This window comes from Streptococcus oralis, assembly GCF_002386345.1.
Classification (GTDB): domain Bacteria; phylum Bacillota; class Bacilli; order Lactobacillales; family Streptococcaceae; genus Streptococcus; species Streptococcus oralis_S.
Map to the genome: position 1 here is coordinate 1,351,604 of NZ_CP023507.1, position 20,276 is coordinate 1,371,879.

25 protein-coding genes are annotated in these 20,276 nt (G+C 41.2%); 1 reads left to right on the plus strand and 24 read right to left on the minus strand.

What is annotated here, in order from left to right:
- Positions 1 to 100: 100 nt before the first annotated feature.
- The 9 genes from tpiA to CO686_RS06770 all read right to left on the minus strand — a co-directional run bounded on the left by tpiA (position 101) and on the right by CO686_RS06770 (position 7,133).
- Entirely contained in the window at positions 101 to 859 is a 759-nt protein-coding gene (gene tpiA, locus CO686_RS06730; RefSeq protein WP_000087899.1) for a triose-phosphate isomerase, read from the minus strand.
- A 96-nt stretch (positions 860 to 955) separates the two neighbouring features.
- Positions 956 to 1,633, minus strand: coding sequence for a DnaD domain-containing protein (locus tag CO686_RS06735; protein ID WP_084872671.1), 678 nt, complete (start codon positions 1,631 to 1,633; stop codon positions 956 to 958).
- Positions 1,634 to 1,641: 8 nt separating this feature from the next.
- Complete coding sequence (metA, locus tag CO686_RS06740; protein WP_001122694.1) at positions 1,642 to 2,586, minus strand: homoserine O-acetyltransferase MetA; 945 nt, start codon at positions 2,584 to 2,586, stop codon at positions 1,642 to 1,644.
- Between the two features lie 181 nt (positions 2,587 to 2,767).
- A complete protein-coding gene (locus CO686_RS06745; protein ID WP_001049316.1) occupies positions 2,768 to 3,280 on the minus strand; it encodes an adenine phosphoribosyltransferase in 513 nt (170 codons plus the stop codon).
- 175 nt (positions 3,281 to 3,455) lie between these two features.
- Complete coding sequence (rplA, locus tag CO686_RS06750; protein ID WP_084872670.1) at positions 3,456 to 4,145, minus strand: 50S ribosomal protein L1; 690 nt, start codon at positions 4,143 to 4,145, stop codon at positions 3,456 to 3,458.
- A 207-nt stretch (positions 4,146 to 4,352) separates the two neighbouring features.
- Positions 4,353 to 4,778 carry a 50S ribosomal protein L11 gene (rplK, locus tag CO686_RS06755; RefSeq protein ID WP_001085808.1) on the minus strand — a complete coding sequence of 142 codons (426 nt, stop codon included), beginning with the start codon at positions 4,776 to 4,778 and terminating at the stop codon, positions 4,353 to 4,355.
- 122 nt (positions 4,779 to 4,900) lie between these two features.
- The gene (gene ldcB, locus CO686_RS06760) at positions 4,901 to 5,617 is read right to left on the minus strand and encodes an LD-carboxypeptidase LdcB/DacB (protein ID WP_084872668.1); all 717 of its coding nucleotides are present in this window, start codon (positions 5,615 to 5,617) and stop codon (positions 4,901 to 4,903) included.
- A 15-nt stretch (positions 5,618 to 5,632) separates the two neighbouring features.
- Positions 5,633 to 6,094, minus strand: a complete 462-nt coding sequence (locus CO686_RS06765) for an HIT family protein (RefSeq protein ID WP_096753646.1) — start codon at positions 6,092 to 6,094, stop codon at positions 5,633 to 5,635.
- Position 6,095: 1 nt separating this feature from the next.
- A complete protein-coding gene (locus CO686_RS06770) occupies positions 6,096 to 7,133 on the minus strand; it encodes a M42 family metallopeptidase (protein ID WP_045617517.1) in 1,038 nt (345 codons plus the stop codon).
- Positions 7,134 to 7,272: 139 nt separating this feature from the next.
- Here CO686_RS06770 and CO686_RS06775 point away from each other — a divergent pair, with 139 nt between their 5' ends.
- Positions 7,273 to 7,824: a DUF1307 domain-containing protein gene (locus CO686_RS06775; RefSeq protein WP_084872665.1), complete on the plus strand. Its 552-nt coding sequence runs from the start codon at positions 7,273 to 7,275 to the stop codon at positions 7,822 to 7,824.
- Between the two features lie 48 nt (positions 7,825 to 7,872).
- Here the strand turns inward: CO686_RS06775 and brnQ are convergent, their stop codons facing one another.
- The 15 genes from brnQ to CO686_RS06850 form a co-directional block, all read right to left on the minus strand.
- Entirely contained in the window at positions 7,873 to 9,198 is a 1,326-nt protein-coding gene (gene brnQ, locus CO686_RS06780; protein WP_033583480.1) for a branched-chain amino acid transport system II carrier protein, read from the minus strand.
- Between the two features lie 171 nt (positions 9,199 to 9,369).
- On the minus strand, positions 9,370 to 9,657 hold the full coding sequence (locus tag CO686_RS06785; RefSeq protein WP_000658239.1) for a rhodanese-like domain-containing protein: 288 nt from the start codon (positions 9,655 to 9,657) through the stop codon (positions 9,370 to 9,372).
- Positions 9,654 to 10,244: a uracil-DNA glycosylase family protein gene (locus CO686_RS06790; protein ID WP_033583478.1), complete on the minus strand. Its 591-nt coding sequence runs from the start codon at positions 10,242 to 10,244 to the stop codon at positions 9,654 to 9,656. Before CO686_RS06790 ends, CO686_RS06785 begins: the two co-directional genes overlap by 4 nt.
- A 53-nt stretch (positions 10,245 to 10,297) precedes the next feature.
- The gene (gene pepV, locus CO686_RS06795) at positions 10,298 to 11,698 is read right to left on the minus strand and encodes a dipeptidase PepV (RefSeq protein WP_049479589.1); all 1,401 of its coding nucleotides are present in this window, start codon (positions 11,696 to 11,698) and stop codon (positions 10,298 to 10,300) included.
- A gap of 12 nt (positions 11,699 to 11,710) precedes the next feature.
- Positions 11,711 to 12,316 carry a nitroreductase family protein gene (locus CO686_RS06800; protein WP_000670152.1) on the minus strand — a complete coding sequence of 202 codons (606 nt, stop codon included), beginning with the start codon at positions 12,314 to 12,316 and terminating at the stop codon, positions 11,711 to 11,713.
- Positions 12,317 to 12,459: 143 nt separating this feature from the next.
- Positions 12,460 to 12,753, minus strand: a complete 294-nt coding sequence (locus tag CO686_RS06805; protein WP_000880830.1) for a hypothetical protein — start codon at positions 12,751 to 12,753, stop codon at positions 12,460 to 12,462.
- Positions 12,734 to 13,126, minus strand: coding sequence for a hypothetical protein (locus CO686_RS06810; protein ID WP_000438034.1), 393 nt, complete (start codon positions 13,124 to 13,126; stop codon positions 12,734 to 12,736). Before CO686_RS06810 ends, CO686_RS06805 begins: the two co-directional genes overlap by 20 nt.
- A complete protein-coding gene (locus CO686_RS06815; protein ID WP_000704552.1) occupies positions 13,108 to 14,325 on the minus strand; it encodes a Tle-like phospholipase domain-containing protein in 1,218 nt (405 codons plus the stop codon). Before CO686_RS06815 ends, CO686_RS06810 begins: the two co-directional genes overlap by 19 nt.
- Entirely contained in the window at positions 14,325 to 14,717 is a 393-nt protein-coding gene (locus CO686_RS06820; RefSeq protein WP_001042358.1) for a hypothetical protein, read from the minus strand. The genes CO686_RS06815 and CO686_RS06820 overlap by 1 nt, the downstream gene beginning before the upstream one ends.
- Positions 14,718 to 14,837: 120 nt before the next feature.
- A complete protein-coding gene (locus CO686_RS06825) occupies positions 14,838 to 15,167 on the minus strand; it encodes a hypothetical protein (protein WP_053091096.1) in 330 nt (109 codons plus the stop codon).
- Between the two features lie 4 nt (positions 15,168 to 15,171).
- The gene (locus tag CO686_RS06830; RefSeq protein ID WP_049479165.1) at positions 15,172 to 15,579 is read right to left on the minus strand and encodes a hypothetical protein; all 408 of its coding nucleotides are present in this window, start codon (positions 15,577 to 15,579) and stop codon (positions 15,172 to 15,174) included.
- A 286-nt stretch (positions 15,580 to 15,865) separates the two neighbouring features.
- The gene (locus CO686_RS06835) at positions 15,866 to 16,720 is read right to left on the minus strand and encodes a metallophosphoesterase family protein (protein WP_049479636.1); all 855 of its coding nucleotides are present in this window, start codon (positions 16,718 to 16,720) and stop codon (positions 15,866 to 15,868) included.
- The gene (uvrC, locus tag CO686_RS06840; RefSeq protein WP_049501473.1) at positions 16,710 to 18,557 is read right to left on the minus strand and encodes an excinuclease ABC subunit UvrC; all 1,848 of its coding nucleotides are present in this window, start codon (positions 18,555 to 18,557) and stop codon (positions 16,710 to 16,712) included. The genes CO686_RS06835 and uvrC overlap by 11 nt, the downstream gene beginning before the upstream one ends.
- 101 nt (positions 18,558 to 18,658) lie before the next feature.
- A complete protein-coding gene (locus CO686_RS06845) occupies positions 18,659 to 19,360 on the minus strand; it encodes a M57 family metalloprotease (RefSeq protein WP_049501474.1) in 702 nt (233 codons plus the stop codon).
- A 104-nt stretch (positions 19,361 to 19,464) separates the two neighbouring features.
- The gene (locus CO686_RS06850; RefSeq protein WP_096753647.1) at positions 19,465 to 20,244 is read right to left on the minus strand and encodes an alpha/beta hydrolase; all 780 of its coding nucleotides are present in this window, start codon (positions 20,242 to 20,244) and stop codon (positions 19,465 to 19,467) included.
- Positions 20,245 to 20,276 lie beyond the last annotated feature (32 nt).

Here is a 20,276-nt window from a genome sequence, read left to right on the forward strand (position 1 = left end):
CTATCTGAGAAAAGTTGCAATAGACTGATAATTTAAGAAAAATATACAGAATTTTTTTTAAAAAAAGACAGTCTTAAAAGACTGTCTGGAATAACCTAGATTATTTTACAAAGTCAAGCAATGCCAAGAAGCTTTCAGCTTCAAGTGACGCACCACCAACAAGGGCACCGTCAACGTCTGGGCAAGCCATGTATGAAGCAACGTTTTCAGGTTTAACAGAACCACCGTATTGAACACGAACTTTGTCCGCAACTTCTTGACCGAAGTCGGCTGCTACAACGTCACGAACAACTTTACACATTTTTTGTGCATCGTCTTGTGAAGCTGATTTACCAGTACCGATAGCCCAGATTGGCTCATAAGCGATAACTGATGCAGCAACTTGTTCAGCTGTCAATCCAGCCAATGCAGCAGATACTTGAGCACCTACGAATTCAGCAGCTTTACCAGCTTCGTAAGTTTCAAGTGACTCACCACAACAGATGATTGGAAGCATACCGTTTGCAAAGATTGCTTTTGCTTTTTTGTTGATATCTTCGTCAGTTTCATGGAAGTAGTCACGACGTTCTGAGTGACCGATCACAACGTAGTCTGTACCGATTTCTTTCAAAACTTGTGGGCTAGTTTCACCAGTGAACGCACCTGCATTTTCAAAGTAGCAGTTTTGAGCAGCAACTTTAAGGTTTGAACCTTTAGCAGCAGCAAGAACAGCTGTCAAATCAACTGCAGGAGCTGCGATACCTGCTTCAACAAGGTCTGATGAAGGAAGTTTTGATGCAACGGCTTCAACGAATGCTTTTGCTTCTTCTGGATTTTTGTTCATTTTCCAGTTACCAGCGATAAATGGTTTACGTGACATTTCACATACCTCTTTTTTCATTTTATTCACTATTATTCTATCATATTTATAAGGAGCTTGCAAACCTTACTCTAATTTTCAAGATTTTTCAAGCGACTAATCTTGCCACAAATTCATGGCATCGAGGAAATCAGCCGAAGCCTGAACTTGTTTGGGATTGTTCGCTTCTCGCTCTGCTCGTTTGGCCTCTACCTGAGTCACAGACTTAATACCTTCATGGCGCCAGTTTCGTAGGATTGCCTGAATATATTTCCAGTTTGGCTTGCCATTGAGAACGGCCTCTCGGAGAGCTTCCTTGATCAAATCCGCCTTAACTCCGTCTTCTTTGACAGTCTTAGAAAGATCTTCGATTTCAAATGGTGTTAATAAGCGACCCAATTCCTGCTGAAAAGTTTCAACCAGATCCTTCAACTGATTCTGCGGGTTTGGGGCAGTTGTAGCTGGAGTTTGGGTATCCAACAAGCTATCTAAGCGTTCAAAAGCCAGACTAGCATCAAAAATGAGCTCAATTTCCCCATTTAGTTCAATGGTCCGATATTGCAGCAAACCATTTTCAGTCAAATTCGAAATAGATTGGTTGACATCTGCCACCTCTTTCCCAATGATTTCAGCTATTTGGCTAGGCGAAATATCTCCTAAGGCTGTGGTATTTTGTAAATAGAAAAATTGCCAGACGAGAAAATCTTCGCTGGAAGGAAAGAGTTCCTTAAAATGCAAGAGCAGGGCACTTGGCAAAACCAAGTTCCCTGTTTTAAAAGCGTCAAAATATGTCATAATTCCTCTTATAAATATCCAAATGCAGCCGCATCATCCTCTACCTTTCTCCAGTCAAAAGGGGTTTCTTGATAAACTGCATAGTTTACCCAATTGCTAAAAAAGAGGGCAGCTGATGAAGACCAACAGAGACAGGGGGTCTCATTTACATCATCATTTTTAAAGTAGTTCTCTGGGATATGAGGGTCGAGTCCCGCCTCATAATCACGAAAATACTCTCTTGCCAAAGTGTCACGATCATACTCCAAATGACCAAAACTATAAATCTCACGCAAATCTCGACTAGCCAGGATAGAAACCCCAACCTCAGGACCTTCTGACAGGATCTCCAGATTGGTCTTATTTAAGATTTCTTCTTTTAAAATCTCAGTATGACGAGAATGGGGAGCTACATAGCGATCATCAAAACCACGAAAGAGTAGATGGCCTTCTTTCAAGGTATCCTGAGGGTAAATGCCTGACAGTTTCTGCTCCATCTGGTGTTTTTCAACGCCATAGCGAGCATAAAGACCTGCTTGGGCCCCCCAGCAGATATGCAGGGTAGAAAAAACATGCGTCTTGGACCACTCAAGCACCTGACTGAATTCCTCCCAATAGTCCACTTCCTCAAATGGTAAATGCTCAATCGGAGCCCCTGTGATAATCATCCCATCAAAATACTCGTCCTTGACTTCAGGAAAAGTTTTATAAAAAGTCTCCATATGCTCTGCACGAGTCGTCTTGGAACGGTGGCTCTCCATATAGAGAAAGTCTATGTCCAATTGCAAAGGAGTATTTGCTAAATGCCGTAACAACTGGGTCTCTGTGACCACTTTTTTGGGCATTAGGTTTAAAATCAAAATTTTCAAGGGACGGATATCTTGGTGGGCCGCACGTTGATCATCCATGACAAAGATATTCTCTGTCCGTAAAATCTCAACAGCTGGCAATTTTTTATCAATTCTAATCGGCATAACCTTCTCCTAACTGTACTCTTTTAGAAATAATTGAATGTGTTTGAAGTCAAATCTCAAACACTTAGTCCTTTTATTATACTGCAAGAAGATATAGTTTTCAATTATAGTTTTTCTCTAACTAGCTATAGTTTGTTTATATAGCAGATGAAGAGAAAACAGCCCCAAGGACTGTTTTTCATTAATAATGCATAAGTACCTTGTAATCGTAATCTCCGATTTTTTCACGGCCTTTAAGCTCATCCAACTCAATCAAGAAGGCACAACCGGCTACAACTCCACCAAGTCTTTCGATCATTTCAATGGTTGCCTTGACAGTTCCACCTGTTGCCAAAAGATCATCTACGATGAGAACACGTTGGCCTGGCTTGATTGCATCAGCATGCATGGTCAAGGTATCAATACCATATTCTTTCTCATAGTCAGCAGAAATGACTTCACGTGGCAATTTCCCTGGTTTACGAACAGGTGCAAAGCCAATTCCCAACTCGAAAGCAACTGGGCAGCCAACAATAAATCCACGAGCCTCTGGACCCACGATCATGTCGATTTTCTTATCAGTTGCATACTGAACAATTTCACGAACAGCGTAGCTATAAGCATTTCCATCTGCCATCAAAGGGCTGATATCACGGAAGGTAATACCTTCCTTAGGATAATTTTCAATCGTTGCGATATAATCTTTTAAATTCATCTTTTTCTTTCTTTCAAAGTTTTTTACTCTCTATTATACCATATTTTCTGTGAAAGAAGAAGAGGAAACGCACTATTGCTACAAAGCTGATCAATGAACTGATTTTTCTAAAAGGTAATACTCATCAAAAAAAACGAGCACTTTCGTACTCGTCTTCTCTTTTATAAACTACTGATTAAAGTGAGTTTACGTCAACTTTGATACCAACACCTTGAGTAGTTGTGATTGTCAAGTTTGTTACGTAAGTTCCTTTAGCTGTAGCTGGTTTTGATTTTTGGATTGTTTCGTTGAAAGCTTTGAAGTTTTCAACCAATTTTTCAGCTTCAAATGATACTTTACCGATGATTGCTTGAACGTTACCTGCACGGTCAGCACGGTAAGTGATTTTACCACCTTTAGACTCTTCAACTGCTTTAGCAATATCCATTGTTACAGTACCAGTTTTAGGGTTTGGCATCAAGTTACGTGGTCCAAGGACACGTCCAAGACGTCCAACAAGAGCCATCATGTCAGGTGTAGCGATAACTACGTCAAAGTCCAACCAACCGTCGTTGATTTTCGCAACAAGGTCATCTTCACCAACAAAGTCTGCACCAGCAGCTTTTGCTTCTTCAGCTTTTGCACCACGTGCGAAAACAAGAACGCGTGAAGTTTTACCAGTTCCGTTTGGCAATACCATTGCTCCACGGATTTGTTGGTCAGCTTTTTTTACGTCGATGTTCAAGTTGTAAGCAACTTCTACAGTTGCGTCAAATTTTGCAAAGTTAGTTTCTTTTGCAAGTGCTACAGCTTCTTCTACACTGTATGCTTTTGTGCTGTCGATTTTCTCAAGAGCAGCACGAAGTTGTTTGCTTTTTTTAGCCATTTTCTATTCTCCTTGTAAGTGGTTCAATCGATTTTCATCTCCCACGTCACTCCTCGAAATGATGAAGTCTTGCGGGTTTTCAGTCTATTATTTTCCTTTTCCTACTTCGTTCAGTTCCTTTGCTGTACCTAAGTACAAGCCTCAGTCACTTGCCTAGTATGAAAAGCAACTAATAGACTGCTGTGAGATTTTCTACTGTGTTATTGATTAGTCAACAACAGTGAATCCCATAGAACGAGCAGTACCTTCGATCATACGCATTGCAGACTCAATGTTTGCTGCGTTCAAATCTGGCATCTTAGTTTCTGCAATTTCTTGTACTTGTGCACGAGTAACTGTAGCAACTTTAGTTTTGTTAGGTGTACCTGATCCTTTTTCAACACCTGCAGCTTTTTTCAAAAGAACAGCAGCTGGTGGTGTTTTTGTAACGAAAGTAAATGATTTGTCTTCGTATACTGAGATAACAACTGGAATGATCATACCAGCTTGGTCAGCTGTACGAGCGTTGAACTCTTTTGTGAATCCCATGATGTTGATACCAGCTTGACCAAGAGCAGGTCCAACTGGTGGAGCTGGTGTAGCTTTACCAGCAGGGATTTGCAATTTTACAAGTTTTTCGACTTTTTTAGCCATTTTTAAATCCTCCTTTGTGGTTTTGGCGGTAATGTAAGATTTTTACCTCCCACAAGTATGCTTTACACATACCTTTCCATTATACACTATTTATCTAAAAATGCAAGAGAAAAATTACTTTTTTAATCGACGTAATCTCCGCCTTCAAAGCCATAGTATTCTTCCAAACTGAGGCCACTTGCAGCAATTTCTTTGGCCTCTTTTCCGACGTAGCGGAGATGCCATTCTTCTGCCATATAGCCAGTCTCTTTTTCCTTGCCTTTGAGATAGCGAACAACAAAGCCATAGTCAGCCGCATGATCCAAGAGCCACTGGGCTGCCTTCTCCTCTGTCACTAATTCTCCATTAGTCCCGATCAAATCAAAAGCAAGACCTGTCTGGTGTTCACTGTATCCAGGGCGAGCTGAGTAGCGATCTGCCTCTTCCTTACCGTCTTGATTCACATAGTCTTGATAAAGTTTGGTTTGAGTTTCATAACTTCTAAAACCACTGTAATGATCGCTGATTGGGAATCCCGCCTCTTGCATAGCTTTGATGAGTTTGACCAACTCTGCCTTGGCTGTTGGATTTTCTCCTGGATTATAGTCTTTTGACAAAGGATAGTGCTTATTAGCTACGACGATTTCATCGTATTTCCCTTGTATACTATAGTGGTCTCCCTTATTGACAACTTCTGCCTTCTTCTGACTAGAAGCTTGAGATTTGCTTCCTACAGTTCCTTCAGATTGGCTAGTTTGTTCCGTTTTTTGAGTATTTTCTTCATTTTTAGGTTGTTCTTGAGAACATGCTGCTAGGGTTACTGCTAGCAAACCAGATAAAACGATATATCTTTTTTTCATTTTTTACTTCCTCTCTTAGACCACGTGCTTCTCTAATTCATCGGATAAGGCTTTAATCAATTGTTCCAACTCATGGGATTTCACTTGGCAATCTTCTGCCGCCATTTCTTCCCAGGGCACCCACCAGACTGGACCACGACCATTCAATCCATGACCCCTCATATCACCTGATCGTCTTGGAAAGAGGTGCCAGTGGGCGTGGGCATCTCCATTTCCTAGCAGTTCGATGTTCATCTTTTCAGCTTTAAACGCTTTGGCAACAGCTTCTTGGACCAAACTCATTTCCTCTAGAAAACGAAGTTTTACAGAAGTCTCCATATGGTGGAGTTCTGTGACATGCTCCTTTGCTAGAAATAAGGTATAGCCCTTAAAGTATTGATGGTCTCCAATAACAACATAGCCTGTTTCTAGTTCTTTTACAAAGTAGGGATTTTCCCCTGCCTTGATCCATTCAATTCTTTGACAAATCAAGCACATATTAGTCTACCAATGCACTCTTGAGATAGGCGTCTACCATACGTTCAGTCGCCATGACCGAATCAATGTGTGTTCGTTCGTAAGAGTGACTGGATTCAATACCAGCTCCAAGGAGGGCATGTTTGACCTCGGCTCCTGCTGACATAGCTGCCGAAGCATCCGAACCGTAAAATGGATAGATGTCGAGCTTAAATGGAATATCTTGCTCCTTTGCCAAAGCTACCAAGTGTTGACGAAAGTCATAGTGATAGGGACCTGAAGCGTCCTTGACACAGATAGATACTGTGTACTCATCCGTCTGCTGGTCATCTCCCATTGCCCCCATATCGACAGCTAGATATTCCACCACTTGAGTTGGAATATTGGAGTTAGCACCGTGGCCCACCTCTTCGAAGACTGAAAAAGCAAAATGAGTTGTTACTGGTAATTCAAGCCCCTCTTCCTTATAAACACGAAGAAGATTGAGCAAAATCGCTGCGCTGACTTTGTCATCCAAGTGACGTGACTTGATAAAACCAGTCTCTGTCACGACAGTTCGCGGGTCAAAACTGATAAAGTCGCCAACCTCGATGCCCAAGGCGCGGGTTTCTTTTTCATTACTTACTTTTGCATCCAAACGCACTTCCATATTGTCCTGTGTGCGTTCTGCAGTTCCTGCATCCTTGTAGACATGGCAAGAAGTTTGATGGATGAGGATGGTCCCAGATACCGTTTGACCTGTGCTAGCCACATGAACGGTACAGTTCTCCCCTTCAATCATGTTCCAAGGGAAACCACCGATACGATCCAATTTGAGACGACCATCCGGTTTGACAGCACGGACAATAGCACCCAGCGTATCCACGTGGGCAGTCACATAGCGGTGTTGTTCATCATTTTGACCTTTAATGGTCACATTGACACCGCCCTTAGCTGTACGAACAGGCTGGTAACCAAGTTTCTCTAAAGTATGAACTAGATAGTCTGAGATCTCACGAGTAAAGCCTGTTGGAGATGCAATTGCGGTTAGTTCTTTGATATAGTTTATAGTATGATTCATTTCTTCACCTCTTTCCTACCATTATAACATTTTTCTAGTCAGACTCCGTCTCAAAAGGAGAAAAACTGTGTTTAGTTGCTTTCACTATAGATCCATGTTATAATACAAATACTTTGATTATGAAAGGAAAGTAAAAAATATGAAATCATACTTTAAAGTATCACTAGCCCTTGTGGCTTCACTTGTTCTCCTGCTCGGATGTTCCAAACAAGCATCAACACCTATCAACAGCAGTAGCAAAGAAGACACAACAACTCAGTCAAGTGAGAGCAAACAAAGCAGTCAACAATCATCTGAAAAGAAAGATGAGACAGAAACCCACACATTTGTCCACAATAGCAAACCTGGGATTCATTCTACCTTGACTTATACTGTGAAGGGAGATGACGTTGTAAAACAAACTGTTCATAATGTACTTGACCCTGAAAAACTTAATAATACCGCGGAAGGTATTAAGGAAATTGTTGACGATACTTATAAAGGTTATGAAGGGGTCAAAGGGGTTACACAAAAAGTTGAAATTCAAGACGGAAAAGTTATCCAAAACATCGAGGTTGACATGACTGTTGCAAGTCTTGACGAATTGAAAAAAGCAATGCCGAACGAATATTCTGGTATTGGAAGCCGTGTAAGCTTTGCTGCCTCGAAAAAAATGCTTAAAGAAGCTGGTTATACCGAACAAAACAACTAATGAGTCGTGCTCATACAAAAAATTCTTGGTCGATGACCAAGAATTTTTTTATTCCATCTCAAAAACGTCACTCTCTTGTTTGTTTGGTAGAACCAATGAAAGCAAGATTCCGATAATAGCTGGCACTAGCCACGGAAGAGAGGCTGACGCAAACGGAAGGGCATTAATCAGATTTTCTAGAAACTCTACCTTAAAGGAACTTCCAAGGACGCTTGCAAGCGCAATAGCTGTAACAAGCCCAATGGTTAACTGCATGCCCGGTTTTGATAGGGCGACAAACTTATTCACAATTACGATCATCACAATGGCGATGGTGATTGGGTACAAGATTACCAGTACTGGCACTGAGTACTTAATGATTGCATCAAGACCAAGATTTGCAATAGCAAATCCAATCAAGGTAAAGGCAGTTGCATAGACCTTGTAGCTGATTTGTGGGAAACGTCCGTTAAAGAACTCTGCTGTTGACACAATCAAGCCAACTGTCGTTGTGAAGCAGGTTACTGTTACCATAACAGCAAGGAAGAGTTGAGCTGTTGAACCAAAGATTTCCTGAGTTGCTTGCGACAAGATATAAACACCTGGTGTTCCACCCTTCATCACTTCTGCTGGTACTGGGAAGTGATTTCCAAGGAATCCTAAACCAATGTAAAGAGCGCTAAAGGCAAGAGCTACAACGATACCAACCACCCAAATAGTTGAAATGTATTCTTTCTTACTGGAAAATCCCAGTTGTTTCAAGGTTTGAACAGCAATTACACTGAAGGCAACTGAAGCAAGGGCATCCAAGGTATTATAACCTTCTAGGAAACCTGTCCCAAAGGCAGAAGCTTGATAAGCAGCTGACGCAGTTTGAGGACTGGTTCCACCATATTTGAAGGCACCTAGTACAACCAAGATAACGATCAACAAAGCAAAGACTGGTGTCAAGATTCGTCCGATACGGTCCAAAATCTTTGATGGATTGAGTGAAATCAGATAGGCCGCTGCAAAATACAACACAGTAAAGACGATCAATCCTAGACCTTTATTTGCTTCAGACAAGAGGGGGCTAATCCCAACTTCGTAAGCTGTTGTGGCTGTACGCGGAATGGCAAAGAAGGGGCCAATTGATAGATAGAGGACTGCAAGATAAAGCGTCGCAAACCAAGGTGAGATTTTCTTAGAAATCTCGTGAATGTATCCTTTCGGGTTTAGCGTTCCAATAATAAGTGTCAAGACGGCAATACCGACACCTGAAAAGACAAAACCTGCAATGGCAGGAAGAAAATGTTCTCCAGATAGGGCACCTAGAGAAGGCGGAAAAATCAAGTTCCCCGCACCAAAAAATATTCCAAACAGGAGCAAACCTGTTAGGGCACCTTTTTTAGCCATAAAGAATCTCCTTCATATTTCTAAAATACTGACCTAGTATATCACGAATAAGAGTATGAAAAAAGCATCACGAAGTAAATATTGAATGTTTTCAATATTTTTAAAAATAAGAATTATCTAAAAACAAAATTCTCCTACCTAGTCCACACCAAGTAGGAGAAATGCAAAATTTTAAAGATTTTCAAAGGCCGTCATTCCACCTTGAACATTGATGACCTTGTATCCATACTCCTCCAAGAACTGGCAAGCACGAGTTGACCTCATCCCAGATTTACAAATGACATAATGCAAGAGGTCCTTGTCCAACTGATCATAAGTATCAGCCAATTGACTAAGCGGTAAGTTGTGTGCACCTTCTAAATGAAGCGTCTCGAACTCTTCTACTTCTCTCACGTCTAAGACTGAAAGGGATTCTTTCTGATAGAGCTGGTAAAATTCATCGAAGGCTATTTCTTTCATTCTTTTTCTCCTAAAATCGTTTTAATTCTTTTTTTCAAATCTGGCACCACTTCTGACTCAAACCAAGGATTTTTAGCCATCCAGATTTGATTTCGTGGTGATGGGTGAACCAGAGGGAAAAATTCTGGTAGATAGTCTTTGTAGCGTTTTACCCGTTCTGTTACCTTGCCACTAATTTTCTCATGTAAATAATAGGCTTGGGCATATTGCCCAATCAAAAGTGTCAATTCAATATTTGGACATTCCTTGAGGAGTTGTGGGTGCCATTTTTCGGCAAAGCCTTTACGGGGGGGAAGGTCGCCCGATTTTCCATGTCCTGGGAAATAAAAATCCATGGGAATAACTGCAAACAAGCCCGAATTGTAAAATGTATCTTCATCTACACCTAGCCACTCACGCAGCCGATCACCACTCTTATCCTTCCAATAAATCCCAGCTTCTTGCGTTTTAAACCCCGGAGCTTGACCGACAATATTGATGCGAGCAGTTTTTGGCGCCGCAAAGAGAGGTTCGATTCCACGTTCTGTATAGCTGGCATTCTGCGGATCCGCCATAATGGCTTGCTTGATTCTTTCGATTTGAGACATCTGTTTTCCCTCCAAAAAGAAGTCTAAGCATAAAATCTCAGACTTCTATCGTTTTATTTGATCAATTCATAGATAGCTTCTGCATAGATTGCTGCTGCTCGGAAGAGATCGTCCAAGGCGATAAATTCATTGGCTTGGTGCATAGTGTCAATTGAGTCTGGGAACATCGCACCGTAGGCAACCCCACGTTCTAGCAAACGACCAAAGGTACCACCACCGATGACTTGTTCGTGACCTTGGAGACCAGTTTGTTTTTCATAGACATTCAACAAGGTTTGCACAAGTGGATCTTCCATCGGTACATAGTGAGGTGTATGACCATGGGCAGAGAGGCTAACAGAAGCAACTGGCAAGTTTTCAAGGATTGACTTGATTTGCTCTGGGCTTGTTCCTTTTGGATAACGGAAGTTGAGGGCAATGGTATTGTCAGCACTTGCTTCGTCAAAGCGGAAGACACCCGCATTCATAGAAAGGGCACCCATTTTTTCATCCACATGAGCAACCTTGAGATTTTCACCCTCATGGTCATTCAAGAGAATCTTACCAGCGATGTTAAGGTAGTCTTTTGCAGGTCCCGCAAAGTTAAACTGGCTGAGGAAGAGTGCCAGGTAGGTCGCACCATTGACACCTGAAGCAGGCATAGCACCATGGGCTGATTTACCAATCACAGTCACCTTGTACTGGCCGTTTTCTTCTTGGAGTTCTCCTCTGAGTTTGTGTTCTGCAACAAAGGCATCTAGTTTAGCTTGCAAGTCAGCCAAGTCACCTGAAACGACTGCTGTCGCTGATTCAGGTACCATGTTTTCACGTAAACCACCTGTAAAGCTGTGAAGGCGGGCAGCACCTGCATTTTCACCTGCAAAGTGGAGGTATTCTGTGATATTTCCTTTTTCACCATTGATGATTGGGAATTCAGCATCTGGTGAGAATCCAAAGTCTGGTTTCGCAAGTCCTACATGTTCAAAGTAGTAGTCCATGTCTGCCCAACCTGATTCTTCATCTGTTCCGACGATGAAACGAACTTTTCTAGAAGTTGGAAGCCCCAATTCTTTGATGATTTTCAAACCATAGTAACAAGCTGTTGTAGGCCCCTTGTCGTCTGAAGCTCCACGCGCATAAAGGCGACCGTCTTTGATAGTTGGTGTATAAGGGTCCGTGTCCCAACCGCTACCAGCTGGCACCACGTCCATGTGAGCAAAGATTCCGAGAACTTCTTCTCCTTCACCAAACTCAAAATGTCCTGCGTAGTTATCGACATTCTTTGTTGGATAGCCATCGCGGTCTGCGATTTCAAGGAATTTCTCCAAGGCTTTTACTGGACCAGGTCCAAATGGATGTTGCGCATCTACCTTGCTGTCATCACGTTCTGAGTTGATTTCCAAAAGGCTAAACAAGTCAGCCAAGAGGTCTTCTTTGCGTTTTTCTACTTCTGCTGTAAAATCAATTGTTGTCATTTTTTCTTCCTTCTATCTTTTCTCGATGATTTCATCTACTGGCAAGCGGTAGCTTGGTTCCAATTTTTCGTCTGTATAACCCACTGTAATCAAGAGTTCTGGGCGGAAACGGTCTTCAATGTCCAAAACCTCATTGGCTTTTGATTTGTCAAATCCAAGAATAATGTTAGAACCAATTCCTTGGTCTGTCAGAGCCAGAACCAAGTTCATGGCAACCAAACCTGCATTGAGGGCTAGATAGTCGCTGACTTGTTGTTCACTGTAACGCGCAAACTCGGCAGGCAAATTCTTCATGAAATATTGAAGTTGCTCTTCTGAGAAATTCTTTGCGCCACCAACACGGGCAATCTTGCGGGCACGTTTGGCAAGATCTGTATCTGTAAACAAGGCAATGGTTACTGGCGCTGATGATACCTGCTCAAAGTTCGAACCATAAGCTAATTTTGCCAATTCAGCATTTTTCTCACGAACAACCACAAACTTCCATGGCTGGCTATTGTGGGCACTTGGGGCCAAGGTTGCGATTTCGATAGCCGTACGCACATCTTTGGGATCTACCGGTTTATCAGTAAAATGCTTGGTCGCATGACGTTTTTTATTTAATTCAAGAAATTTCATAATCGATTTCCTTTTCTAATTCTACTGCTTCCATTCTACCATATTTTGAAAGAGCTTGCAGAGATTTTTCATAGGAAAAGCAAGAGCAAAACAAACTGCTCTGTGCAGTTTGTAATAATTATTCTATATCACTCACCATAAAATTAGCAAATGGAATCATACTGAGATAGCTTCTCCGTTGTCACTTCTTCCAACTTTTTCTTTACCTGACCTTTTATGGCCGTATCCATCTGTGATTTTATTTTCCCAATAGCGACTTTTGTCTCCTCCGCACTTTCTCTCACTTTTTCTTTATAGTTGGTTTGCAAAGAATTTTTTTCCTTTAAGATTACTGTCGCCATTGTATAGATTCTATTCCTCTCCATCATGCGATACATCTGACGTAAAGCAAATTCATATTCTTCATCTGTGTAATATTCATTTAATGGTGCGAGCATATGACCTCCTTAAATCTCCGATTGTCTGTTCTAACTCATCTTGCTTTTTACGATAATCTCTATCTAACATCTCTTCATGGTACTGCAATTCATCTTCTCTACGCCTACACGCAAACTGAGAATCCTCCATCAATTGTTGCAAACTCCTATAAAACTGTTCTCCATCTTGGTAACTGTGTTGTCCCTTTTGAAGAAAGACATCCATTTTGCTAGCTTCGTCTTCAATGATTCGGGCAAGGCGGTCTCGACGTTCATAGAGTTCGTTATATTGATTCGTAAAAGTTGCTTTCCGCTTTAGATACTCATCTTCCAAATCATAATGCTCTTTTTCTTTTGCTTTTAACTTTTGGAAGACTAAATCCGACTGTTCCATTTTCTAAATTCTCCTGCCAATTCCTTATCTGTGGCCAGTTTACTCTCAATGACTTGGATAATCTGTTGGTTAAGGGTATCAAACTCTGTGGCTAGTTTTTCAGCCTTTTGATTCATTTGCTCAAAATCTTGCTTAACTGAACCGACAATCGTATCCTGAGTCACACCCGCAGACGCAAAAGTCGATAGAACTTCATCATAACTCAGGTATCGGAAACTACTAAAGTCAAGCTGATTCCATAGTTCTTGTGCTTTTGACACCACCTCTTCTTGAAGGTGCTTGACGTCGTCTGCACCAGCTCGAGCCGCATTAGCCATTCCTTCCCCTAGAGCCATTCCCTGCAAGCTATCCAAGTATATCTCTTCCCTACTTGACAAACCATCTGCCGAGAGGTAGCTTTTAATTTTTTGGTAGCGGTACATACCCGCTGTTGCTTCTGCTAATGCCGTTACTTTGAGATTTGTGACACGTTTTCCATCCAAATCAACTAGCTGGCCATTCTCATCAAATCGCCACTGGGACAAGTTATGATATTCTAACTTGTCACCCCAGTTATCTTTTGCAGGGTAGATGTAGGGAAATATAGCTGTTTGAGTCGTATTTCCCGTAATATTGCCAATAACATCATACTTATGACGGAAATTGCGAAATTGTTCTGGATGTTCTTGCATGTACTTGATTTCTTCTTTCGAAATCAAGTTATGAATATCTGGCCCGTTATACCCAACATTGGCATAACCTCGCTTTAAAGCGACATACATAGCCAGTGACTCTCCAAGCGAATGCCCCGCAGTTGTAATTTTAGCAGAGGGATAAGTTTTTTCGATTTCTTCCGCAAAACTCAGAGCCGTTTGAAATTGAGATTTTCTAAATGTCTTTGTTTTCAAATCCGACAACACCTGTCTATCACCAAATCCTATTGATTGGATATCTGTTTGGATGTCAAGTCGATCATCTTTATTCGTCCCAGCATAGGCAATCACTACATGGCTATAATCCACATTCCCATTTTTATCCACAGGAGCAACCGCCATCGCCTGCATACCGTTGGAGGTGTTGTCTTTTGCACTAAGAACTCGAAAAGTTTGTCCATTTGATTTAAAAATCTTATCGTCTCTCCAAGGTCGTTTTACTTTTCCTGCATCAACATTATAAACTCCATCAACAATATCATTATAATTTTTATCTGTTATTTTCATCACTTGCTCCAATATTTCACTTTAATATTATCTATTGTTTGTTGATTAGTGATTTCATTTTTTTCTTGTAAATTTAATCTTTTATTCCAACTAATTACATAATTGTCAGTTTTATCGTTAAATTTAAAGAAAGTAATTTCCATTTCAAGTTCTTTATTTAGAGTTAATAACGCAGTTCTTGAACCTGTTGTAGCATTATTTTCTATATCATTAAATTCTATTTCATTGATTCCCTCATAATGATTAACTAAATACAATACCATCCTATCCTGTTCGATTCTCATTTTTTCTTCCAATGTTTTTTCTTTTTGATGATTTAAACTAAACATCACGATTCCTCCTATTACACAAATTACTAAAGCAATAATACCCCATTTTTTACGCTTATTCATTAACACACCTCCTTATATCATTCTATAAAGCAACTAGCCCCAGTTACCTTATAGTATAACATAAACAGCTATTTTAACTAACATTAGCGTAATCCAGCACCGTCACAAACTGAGAATCTACTACTTCGCAGAATTTAGTCCTGAACGAGACTGTAGTTTTTCCCTCCCAAGCCATAAAGACTGTACATCCGTACCAAGATCCTTTATGTCATCTTTATTCGTCCCTGCATAGGCAATCACTACATGGCTATAATCCACATTCCCATTTTTATCCACAGGAGCAACTGCCATCGCCTGCATACCGTTGGAGGTGTTATCTATGGGTTTAGAGATTACTTTAAACCGATCGTTTGCAACTAATCGTCCCTCCTGAATAGGATTACTCACCTTACCAGTGTCAACATCGTAAACATCATCTACTATATATCTATAATCTTCTTCTGTAACCATATAGTTATCTCTCCTCTAAGTAGATAATTTTTACTGCTATATCATACCCAGCTTCTTCTTTGTGTTCTCTCTTTATGAATTCTGTTGGTGAATAATTAGAACTTCTTATTTTCCCATTCTCATTTAAAGAATCTATTTTGACAGATATATCATATTGATTATTTACTTTAGCAGTAATCCTCCAACTCCCGGTGCTTTCATTTTTTTGAAATTCAACAAACTTCACTCTCTCAATCTTTTGTCCATCAGCTAAATCATAGTTACTAACTAAAAACTTTGCTACCCTATCCTGTTCGATTCTCATTTTCTCTTCCAATGTTTTTTCTTTTGGATGATTCAAACTAAACATTATAACTCCTCCTATAATACAGATTACTAAAGCAATAATACCCCATTTTTTACGCTTATTCATTAACACACCTCCTTATATCATTCTATAAAGCAACTTGGTCTTAATTACCTTATAATATAGGACCAATAGCCACTATGGTCTTGTGCATTGAATTCAAGTTTAGCATAGTTCACTTACGATTTCCTTTTCTAATTCTACTGCATCCATTCTACCATATTTTGAAAGAGCTTACAGAGATTTTTCATAGAAAGAAATTGGAACAAGGATGAGTAACCAAACGAAGTCCATCTTTTAAATCAGGGAACCCCTCATCCAGTTCCAACTAATTTTCAGGGATTTAAAGAAACTAGTCTACCTTATATTCTGACTTTATAGTCTCCAAAAATTTCTTCACATCCTCCACATACCCATGCTTTTCAATTAAACTAGCTAAGAGTTCCAGATTGTGCCCCCGATAGTTGTCATCTCGACGTAGTTCTTCATACATTTCGATAAAAGGAAGCCCCTTGGACTTGGCCAATTCTAACTCTGCTTCATAATCATAGGAAACTTTTCGGAATAGAATATTTACCAATTCCCCATTTTCCACTTCTATCACAGCATACTGGGCACGGTGATTTTTTAACTTTTCCCAATCAAAATAGGGCATGCCAATCGTACCTGGATTGATGATTTGTTGCCCTTGACTTCCATAACGAAGCAACTGCTTGTGGACATGACCATAGATTGCCACGTCCGTTTCCTCATCTAGGAGTTGGTCAAATTTCTCTGTATCATTCCCAACAGACAGATCCCCACCATAGTTTTTTTCAGGCAAATTATGAGAAAGAGAAAAGCGCAGCCCCTCAACTTCTTTCTTTTCTAGCAAAGGTAAGCTTCGTAGCCAGTCAATCGTTTCAGGATCCATTCGCTCCATCAAAAACTGGGTCAATCGCATGAGCTGGACTTCCTGTGGGTCTTCCAAGCCATATTGCCCATCTAAAGCCTCAAGGACACAATCATCCCAATTGCCTCGAACACTTGCAGTGATAGGAAGTTCCTTTAACAGAGCGACCAAGTCATTTGCACCTGGACCAGGGAGAAAAATGTCTCCCATGAGCCAGTATTCACTGACTCCTTGTGCTTTAGCATCTGCAATCACTGCTTCTAAGGCAGTCACATTTCCATGAATATCTGATAAAATTGCGATTTTATGGTTCATCATAATCTCCTTTTGTTTGGTAGTCCACTCTTTCTTCCGCCACTTGAGCCAATTCCACTTCTTCCTGAGGGTTCAACTTTCTTTTCACATCTTCTGCGACTGCTCTTGGCACACCCACTTCGACAATTTCATCCACACTAGCTTCCTTGATTTTAGTGAGAGATTTAAAATGCTTCATGAGATTCTGTTTGCGTTTAGGTCCCAGACCGTCAATCCCATCCAGTTGTGAAGAAAAGGAATTTTTTGAGCGCAGTTGACGGTGGAAGGTGATAGCAAAGCGGTGCACCTCATCTTGGATGCGTTGAAGCAGGAAAAATTCCTGAGAATTGCGAGACAACTCCACCACTTCCAGTGGATCTCCGAAGAGCAATTCATGGGTTTGGTGCTTGTCATTCTTTTGCAGACCTGCAATTGGGATATCCAAACCTAGCTCTTCTTGAATAACTTGCTTAGCGATATTGACTTGACCTTGCCCCCCATCAATGACAATCAAATCTGGCGGGGTTAAACCTTCTCGTTGTACTCGACCATAACGTCTGCGAATAACCTCTCGCATACTGGCATAATCGTCTGGTCCAACAACCGTTTTTATCTTGTACTTTCGGTAGTCTTTTTTACTCGGTTTGCCATTGACAAAGACCACCATGGCTGAAACAGGACTGGTTCCCATGATATTAGAGTTATCAAAGGACTCGATACGGACTGGGGTCGGGATTTGGAGCAAGCGTCCCAGATTTTCAATAGCTCCTTGGGTCTTTTCGACTGATTTTTCTAGCAGATTGAACTTCTGCTCCAGACTAACACGGGCATTCTTTATAGCTAAATTGACCAATTGTTTTTTCTCACCACGCTGAGGTTTGAGAATCTTGGTATCCACCAAGGCCTTGACAGCTTCTTCGTCAATATCCTGCGGAATCAATACTTCATTGGGAACCAGGTGAGATTTTTCTTGATAGAATTGTCCCACATAGGTCAAGAAGTCCTCATCCGGATCGTTGTAATAAGGGAAAAGATTGACATCCCGCTCGATGAGTTTTCCCTGACGGACAAAGAAAACCTGAACACACATCCAGCCCTTATCCACATAGTAACCAAAGACGTCCCGATTTTGCAAATCTTTGGCCATGACCCGCTGCTTAGTCCTTAGAGTGCCTATTGCCTGAATCAAATCGCGGTATTCTGCCGCACGTTCAAACTCCATACTTTGCGCTGCCACTGCCATTTTACCCTTAAGATCATCGATGATTTTGTCATCCTGCCCTTTTAAGAAGTCAGAAACCTCCTGAGCCATGGACTTAAAATAGGACTCATCTTTTTTACAGATGGTATGGGCCATACACTGGCCAATATGGTAGTAAAAACAAACCTTTGAAGGCGGGTTGGTACATTTCCGAAAAGGAAAAATCCGGTCCAGTAGTCGCTTGATTTCATTGGCTGCCCCCACATCTGGATAGGGACCAAAGTAAAGACCGCCGTCCTTCTTGACCTGACGGGTGATAATCAAACGAGGATAGCGCTCATTTGTGATTTTGATGAAAGGATAAGACTTGTCGTCCTTGAGCATGATATTGTATTTAGGCTTATTCTCCTTGATCAGGTTGATTTCTAAGAGAAGCGCCTCAATATTAGACTCAGTAACGATAAATTCAAAATCCACAATCTCAGATACCAGAGCCTCTGTCTTGGTATCATGACTGCCACGGAAATAGGACCGCACGCGGTTGCGCAGATTTTTAGCCTTTCCTACATAAATGATAGTGCCGTTTTTATCTTTGTGAATGTAACAACCAGGGCTAGTCGGCAAGAGCTCCAGTTTTGATTTGATCAAGTTGTTCATAGTTCCATTATAGCAAAAAGGCCGTAACAGGACGAACAAAAAGCCCCACCAATCACTTGTTGGAGAAGCTTTGATTTCTTTTAAGATTTCACCGACTTTATCTAGTCGCTACTGGTATAGAGCTCTTGAACAGCCTTCACATCCTGAGGCTGAATCCCATAATAGGAACCTGCTGGCTGCATGACAGAAATTTCGTTGGTATGATCCAATCCGATGGCATGCCCCAGCTCGTGCTCCGCCGTGTGCACGATCCGTTCATAAGAATAACCATAGTTTGGATTGGATAGATAATAGTGATTCAGGCGAACCGTTACAGATATAAATTGTTTGGTTAACAAATTGGTTTGACTCTCGGCTTGACCAGCTACAGCGGTCGATCCATCATTCATCTCACTTGCCACAATATCTGCCTGGCTAGGATCCGCAACCACCTCAAAGGTAAAGGCTCCCGTTTGATTCCAGTTTTTTATGGCTTCTGCATAGGCACCTTGGAAGGTCTCATCCATTTGAGGTTCAATATAGATGCGAGCTGAGGCCTGAGCCCACTTGCCTTCTGCATGTTGGTGACTGTCTGTCTGAGACAAGACTTCCAGCGTTCCCGTCTCCTTCCATTGATTCCAGCCACCTTGACCAATCTTACTCATTTTTTCAACCTGATTGACCGCAGAATGAAAATCACCTGTCAGATACCAAACCACTCCAAAAGCAATGAGCAGTAGAATAACTACAGTCCAAACCAGACGCCAGAAGAAACGCCAAATTCCCAAAAGAAATCGGAAGAATAATCGAATAATCCAGAACATGACGTCCCACCTTTCATAAAAATAAGAACCTATCTTGAAATCACATTCTCCTTGACCAAGATAGATTCTCTATTTTACTGAATAAAACTGAAAGAAACCTAAAACTAAGATAAGCGCTCTTCCAAAACAAAGTCAATTGGTAGAGTAGCTAAAAAACGCTCCAATTGTTTTTCCCAGTAGTACCACTCGTGCTTACCTGGACTATGACTATAGGTCACCTCAAAACCTAGTTTTTTGAGGTTTTTCACTGCGAGGTTATTGGCTGAGTAAAGATAGTCTTGTTCCCCACACCAAGCCCATAGTTTGGTCTTTTTATCGGATTTTGCAGCCATGCTTTCAAGCGAATGAGGACTAGATGTCCAGTCTTTAATCTCTCCAAAAACTCCTCTCCAGTAGGCAAGTGACCCCAGATCCTGACTTTCAGGAGAAAAATCCTGAAAACTGAGCGCACCAGAAAAACTAGCCGCATGAGAAAAACGATTTGTTGACAGAGCGAGTTTGAAGGAGCCGTAACCACCCATGGAAAGACCAGCTATAAAGGTCTTTTCTCGCTTGCTGGTCATATTGGGGAAGAAACGTTTCATGACTTGGGGGAGTTCTTCTGCTAGAGCAGTATAGTAGTTATAGCCATACTGAGTATCTGTGTACCAGCCATTATTTGTATTGGGCATGATAACAATGAGATTGGTTCCACGCAACAAGCGCTCGACATTGGTACGTTTGAGCCAGCTATTTTGGTTTCCTGACATTCCGTGCAAAAGGTAAAGAACAGGAATATCTGTGCAATCTGGTTCAGTCACCCGACTAGCATCTGGATAGAGTACGGTAACGCCCCACTCCATATCCAAAACTTCTGAGTAATACTCAATATTCATAACTGCCATGGTTGTCTCCTTTTACTATTCTATAAGAAAAA

What these genes read in the sequence shown, in the direction of transcription:
- tpiA (WP_000087899.1), bottom strand. Translation starts at nt 859, where the DNA reads ATGTCACGTAAACCATTTATCGCTGGTAACTGGAAAATGAACAAAAAT.
- CO686_RS06735 (WP_084872671.1), bottom strand. Translation starts at nt 1,633, where the DNA reads ATGACATATTTTGACGCTTTTAAAACAGGGAACTTGGTTTTGCCAAGT.
- metA (WP_001122694.1), bottom strand. Translation starts at nt 2,586, where the DNA reads ATGCCGATTAGAATTGATAAAAAATTGCCAGCTGTTGAGATTTTACGG.
- CO686_RS06745 (WP_001049316.1), bottom strand. Translation starts at nt 3,280, where the DNA reads ATGAATTTAAAAGATTATATCGCAACGATTGAAAATTATCCTAAGGAA.
- rplA (WP_084872670.1), bottom strand. Translation starts at nt 4,145, where the DNA reads ATGGCTAAAAAAAGCAAACAACTTCGTGCTGCTCTTGAGAAAATCGAC.
- rplK (WP_001085808.1), bottom strand. Translation starts at nt 4,778, where the DNA reads ATGGCTAAAAAAGTCGAAAAACTTGTAAAATTGCAAATCCCTGCTGGT.
- ldcB (WP_084872668.1), bottom strand. Translation starts at nt 5,617, where the DNA reads ATGAAAAAAAGATATATCGTTTTATCTGGTTTGCTAGCAGTAACCCTA.
- CO686_RS06765 (WP_096753646.1), bottom strand. Translation starts at nt 6,094, where the DNA reads ATGTGCTTGATTTGTCAAAGAATTGAATGGATCAAGGCAGGGGAAAAT.
- CO686_RS06770 (WP_045617517.1), bottom strand. Translation starts at nt 7,133, where the DNA reads ATGAATCATACTATAAACTATATCAAAGAACTAACCGCAATTGCATCT.
- CO686_RS06775 (WP_084872665.1), top strand. Translation starts at nt 7,273, where the DNA reads ATGAAATCATACTTTAAAGTATCACTAGCCCTTGTGGCTTCACTTGTT.
- brnQ (WP_033583480.1), bottom strand. Translation starts at nt 9,198, where the DNA reads ATGGCTAAAAAAGGTGCCCTAACAGGTTTGCTCCTGTTTGGAATATTT.
- CO686_RS06785 (WP_000658239.1), bottom strand. Translation starts at nt 9,657, where the DNA reads ATGAAAGAAATAGCCTTCGATGAATTTTACCAGCTCTATCAGAAAGAA.
- CO686_RS06790 (WP_033583478.1), bottom strand. Translation starts at nt 10,244, where the DNA reads ATGTCTCAAATCGAAAGAATCAAGCAAGCCATTATGGCGGATCCGCAG.
- pepV (WP_049479589.1), bottom strand. Translation starts at nt 11,698, where the DNA reads ATGACAACAATTGATTTTACAGCAGAAGTAGAAAAACGCAAAGAAGAC.
- CO686_RS06800 (WP_000670152.1), bottom strand. Translation starts at nt 12,316, where the DNA reads ATGAAATTTCTTGAATTAAATAAAAAACGTCATGCGACCAAGCATTTT.
- CO686_RS06805 (WP_000880830.1), bottom strand. Translation starts at nt 12,753, where the DNA reads ATGCTCGCACCATTAAATGAATATTACACAGATGAAGAATATGAATTT.
- CO686_RS06810 (WP_000438034.1), bottom strand. Translation starts at nt 13,126, where the DNA reads ATGGAACAGTCGGATTTAGTCTTCCAAAAGTTAAAAGCAAAAGAAAAA.
- CO686_RS06815 (WP_000704552.1), bottom strand. Translation starts at nt 14,325, where the DNA reads ATGAAAATAACAGATAAAAATTATAATGATATTGTTGATGGAGTTTAT.
- CO686_RS06820 (WP_001042358.1), bottom strand. Translation starts at nt 14,717, where the DNA reads ATGAATAAGCGTAAAAAATGGGGTATTATTGCTTTAGTAATTTGTGTA.
- CO686_RS06825 (WP_053091096.1), bottom strand. Translation starts at nt 15,167, where the DNA reads ATGGTTACAGAAGAAGATTATAGATATATAGTAGATGATGTTTACGAT.
- CO686_RS06830 (WP_049479165.1), bottom strand. Translation starts at nt 15,579, where the DNA reads ATGAATAAGCGTAAAAAATGGGGTATTATTGCTTTAGTAATCTGTATT.
- CO686_RS06835 (WP_049479636.1), bottom strand. Translation starts at nt 16,720, where the DNA reads ATGAACCATAAAATCGCAATTTTATCAGATATTCATGGAAATGTGACT.
- uvrC (WP_049501473.1), bottom strand. Translation starts at nt 18,557, where the DNA reads ATGAACAACTTGATCAAATCAAAACTGGAGCTCTTGCCGACTAGCCCT.
- CO686_RS06845 (WP_049501474.1), bottom strand. Translation starts at nt 19,360, where the DNA reads ATGTTCTGGATTATTCGATTATTCTTCCGATTTCTTTTGGGAATTTGG.
- CO686_RS06850 (WP_096753647.1), bottom strand. Translation starts at nt 20,244, where the DNA reads ATGGCAGTTATGAATATTGAGTATTACTCAGAAGTTTTGGATATGGAG.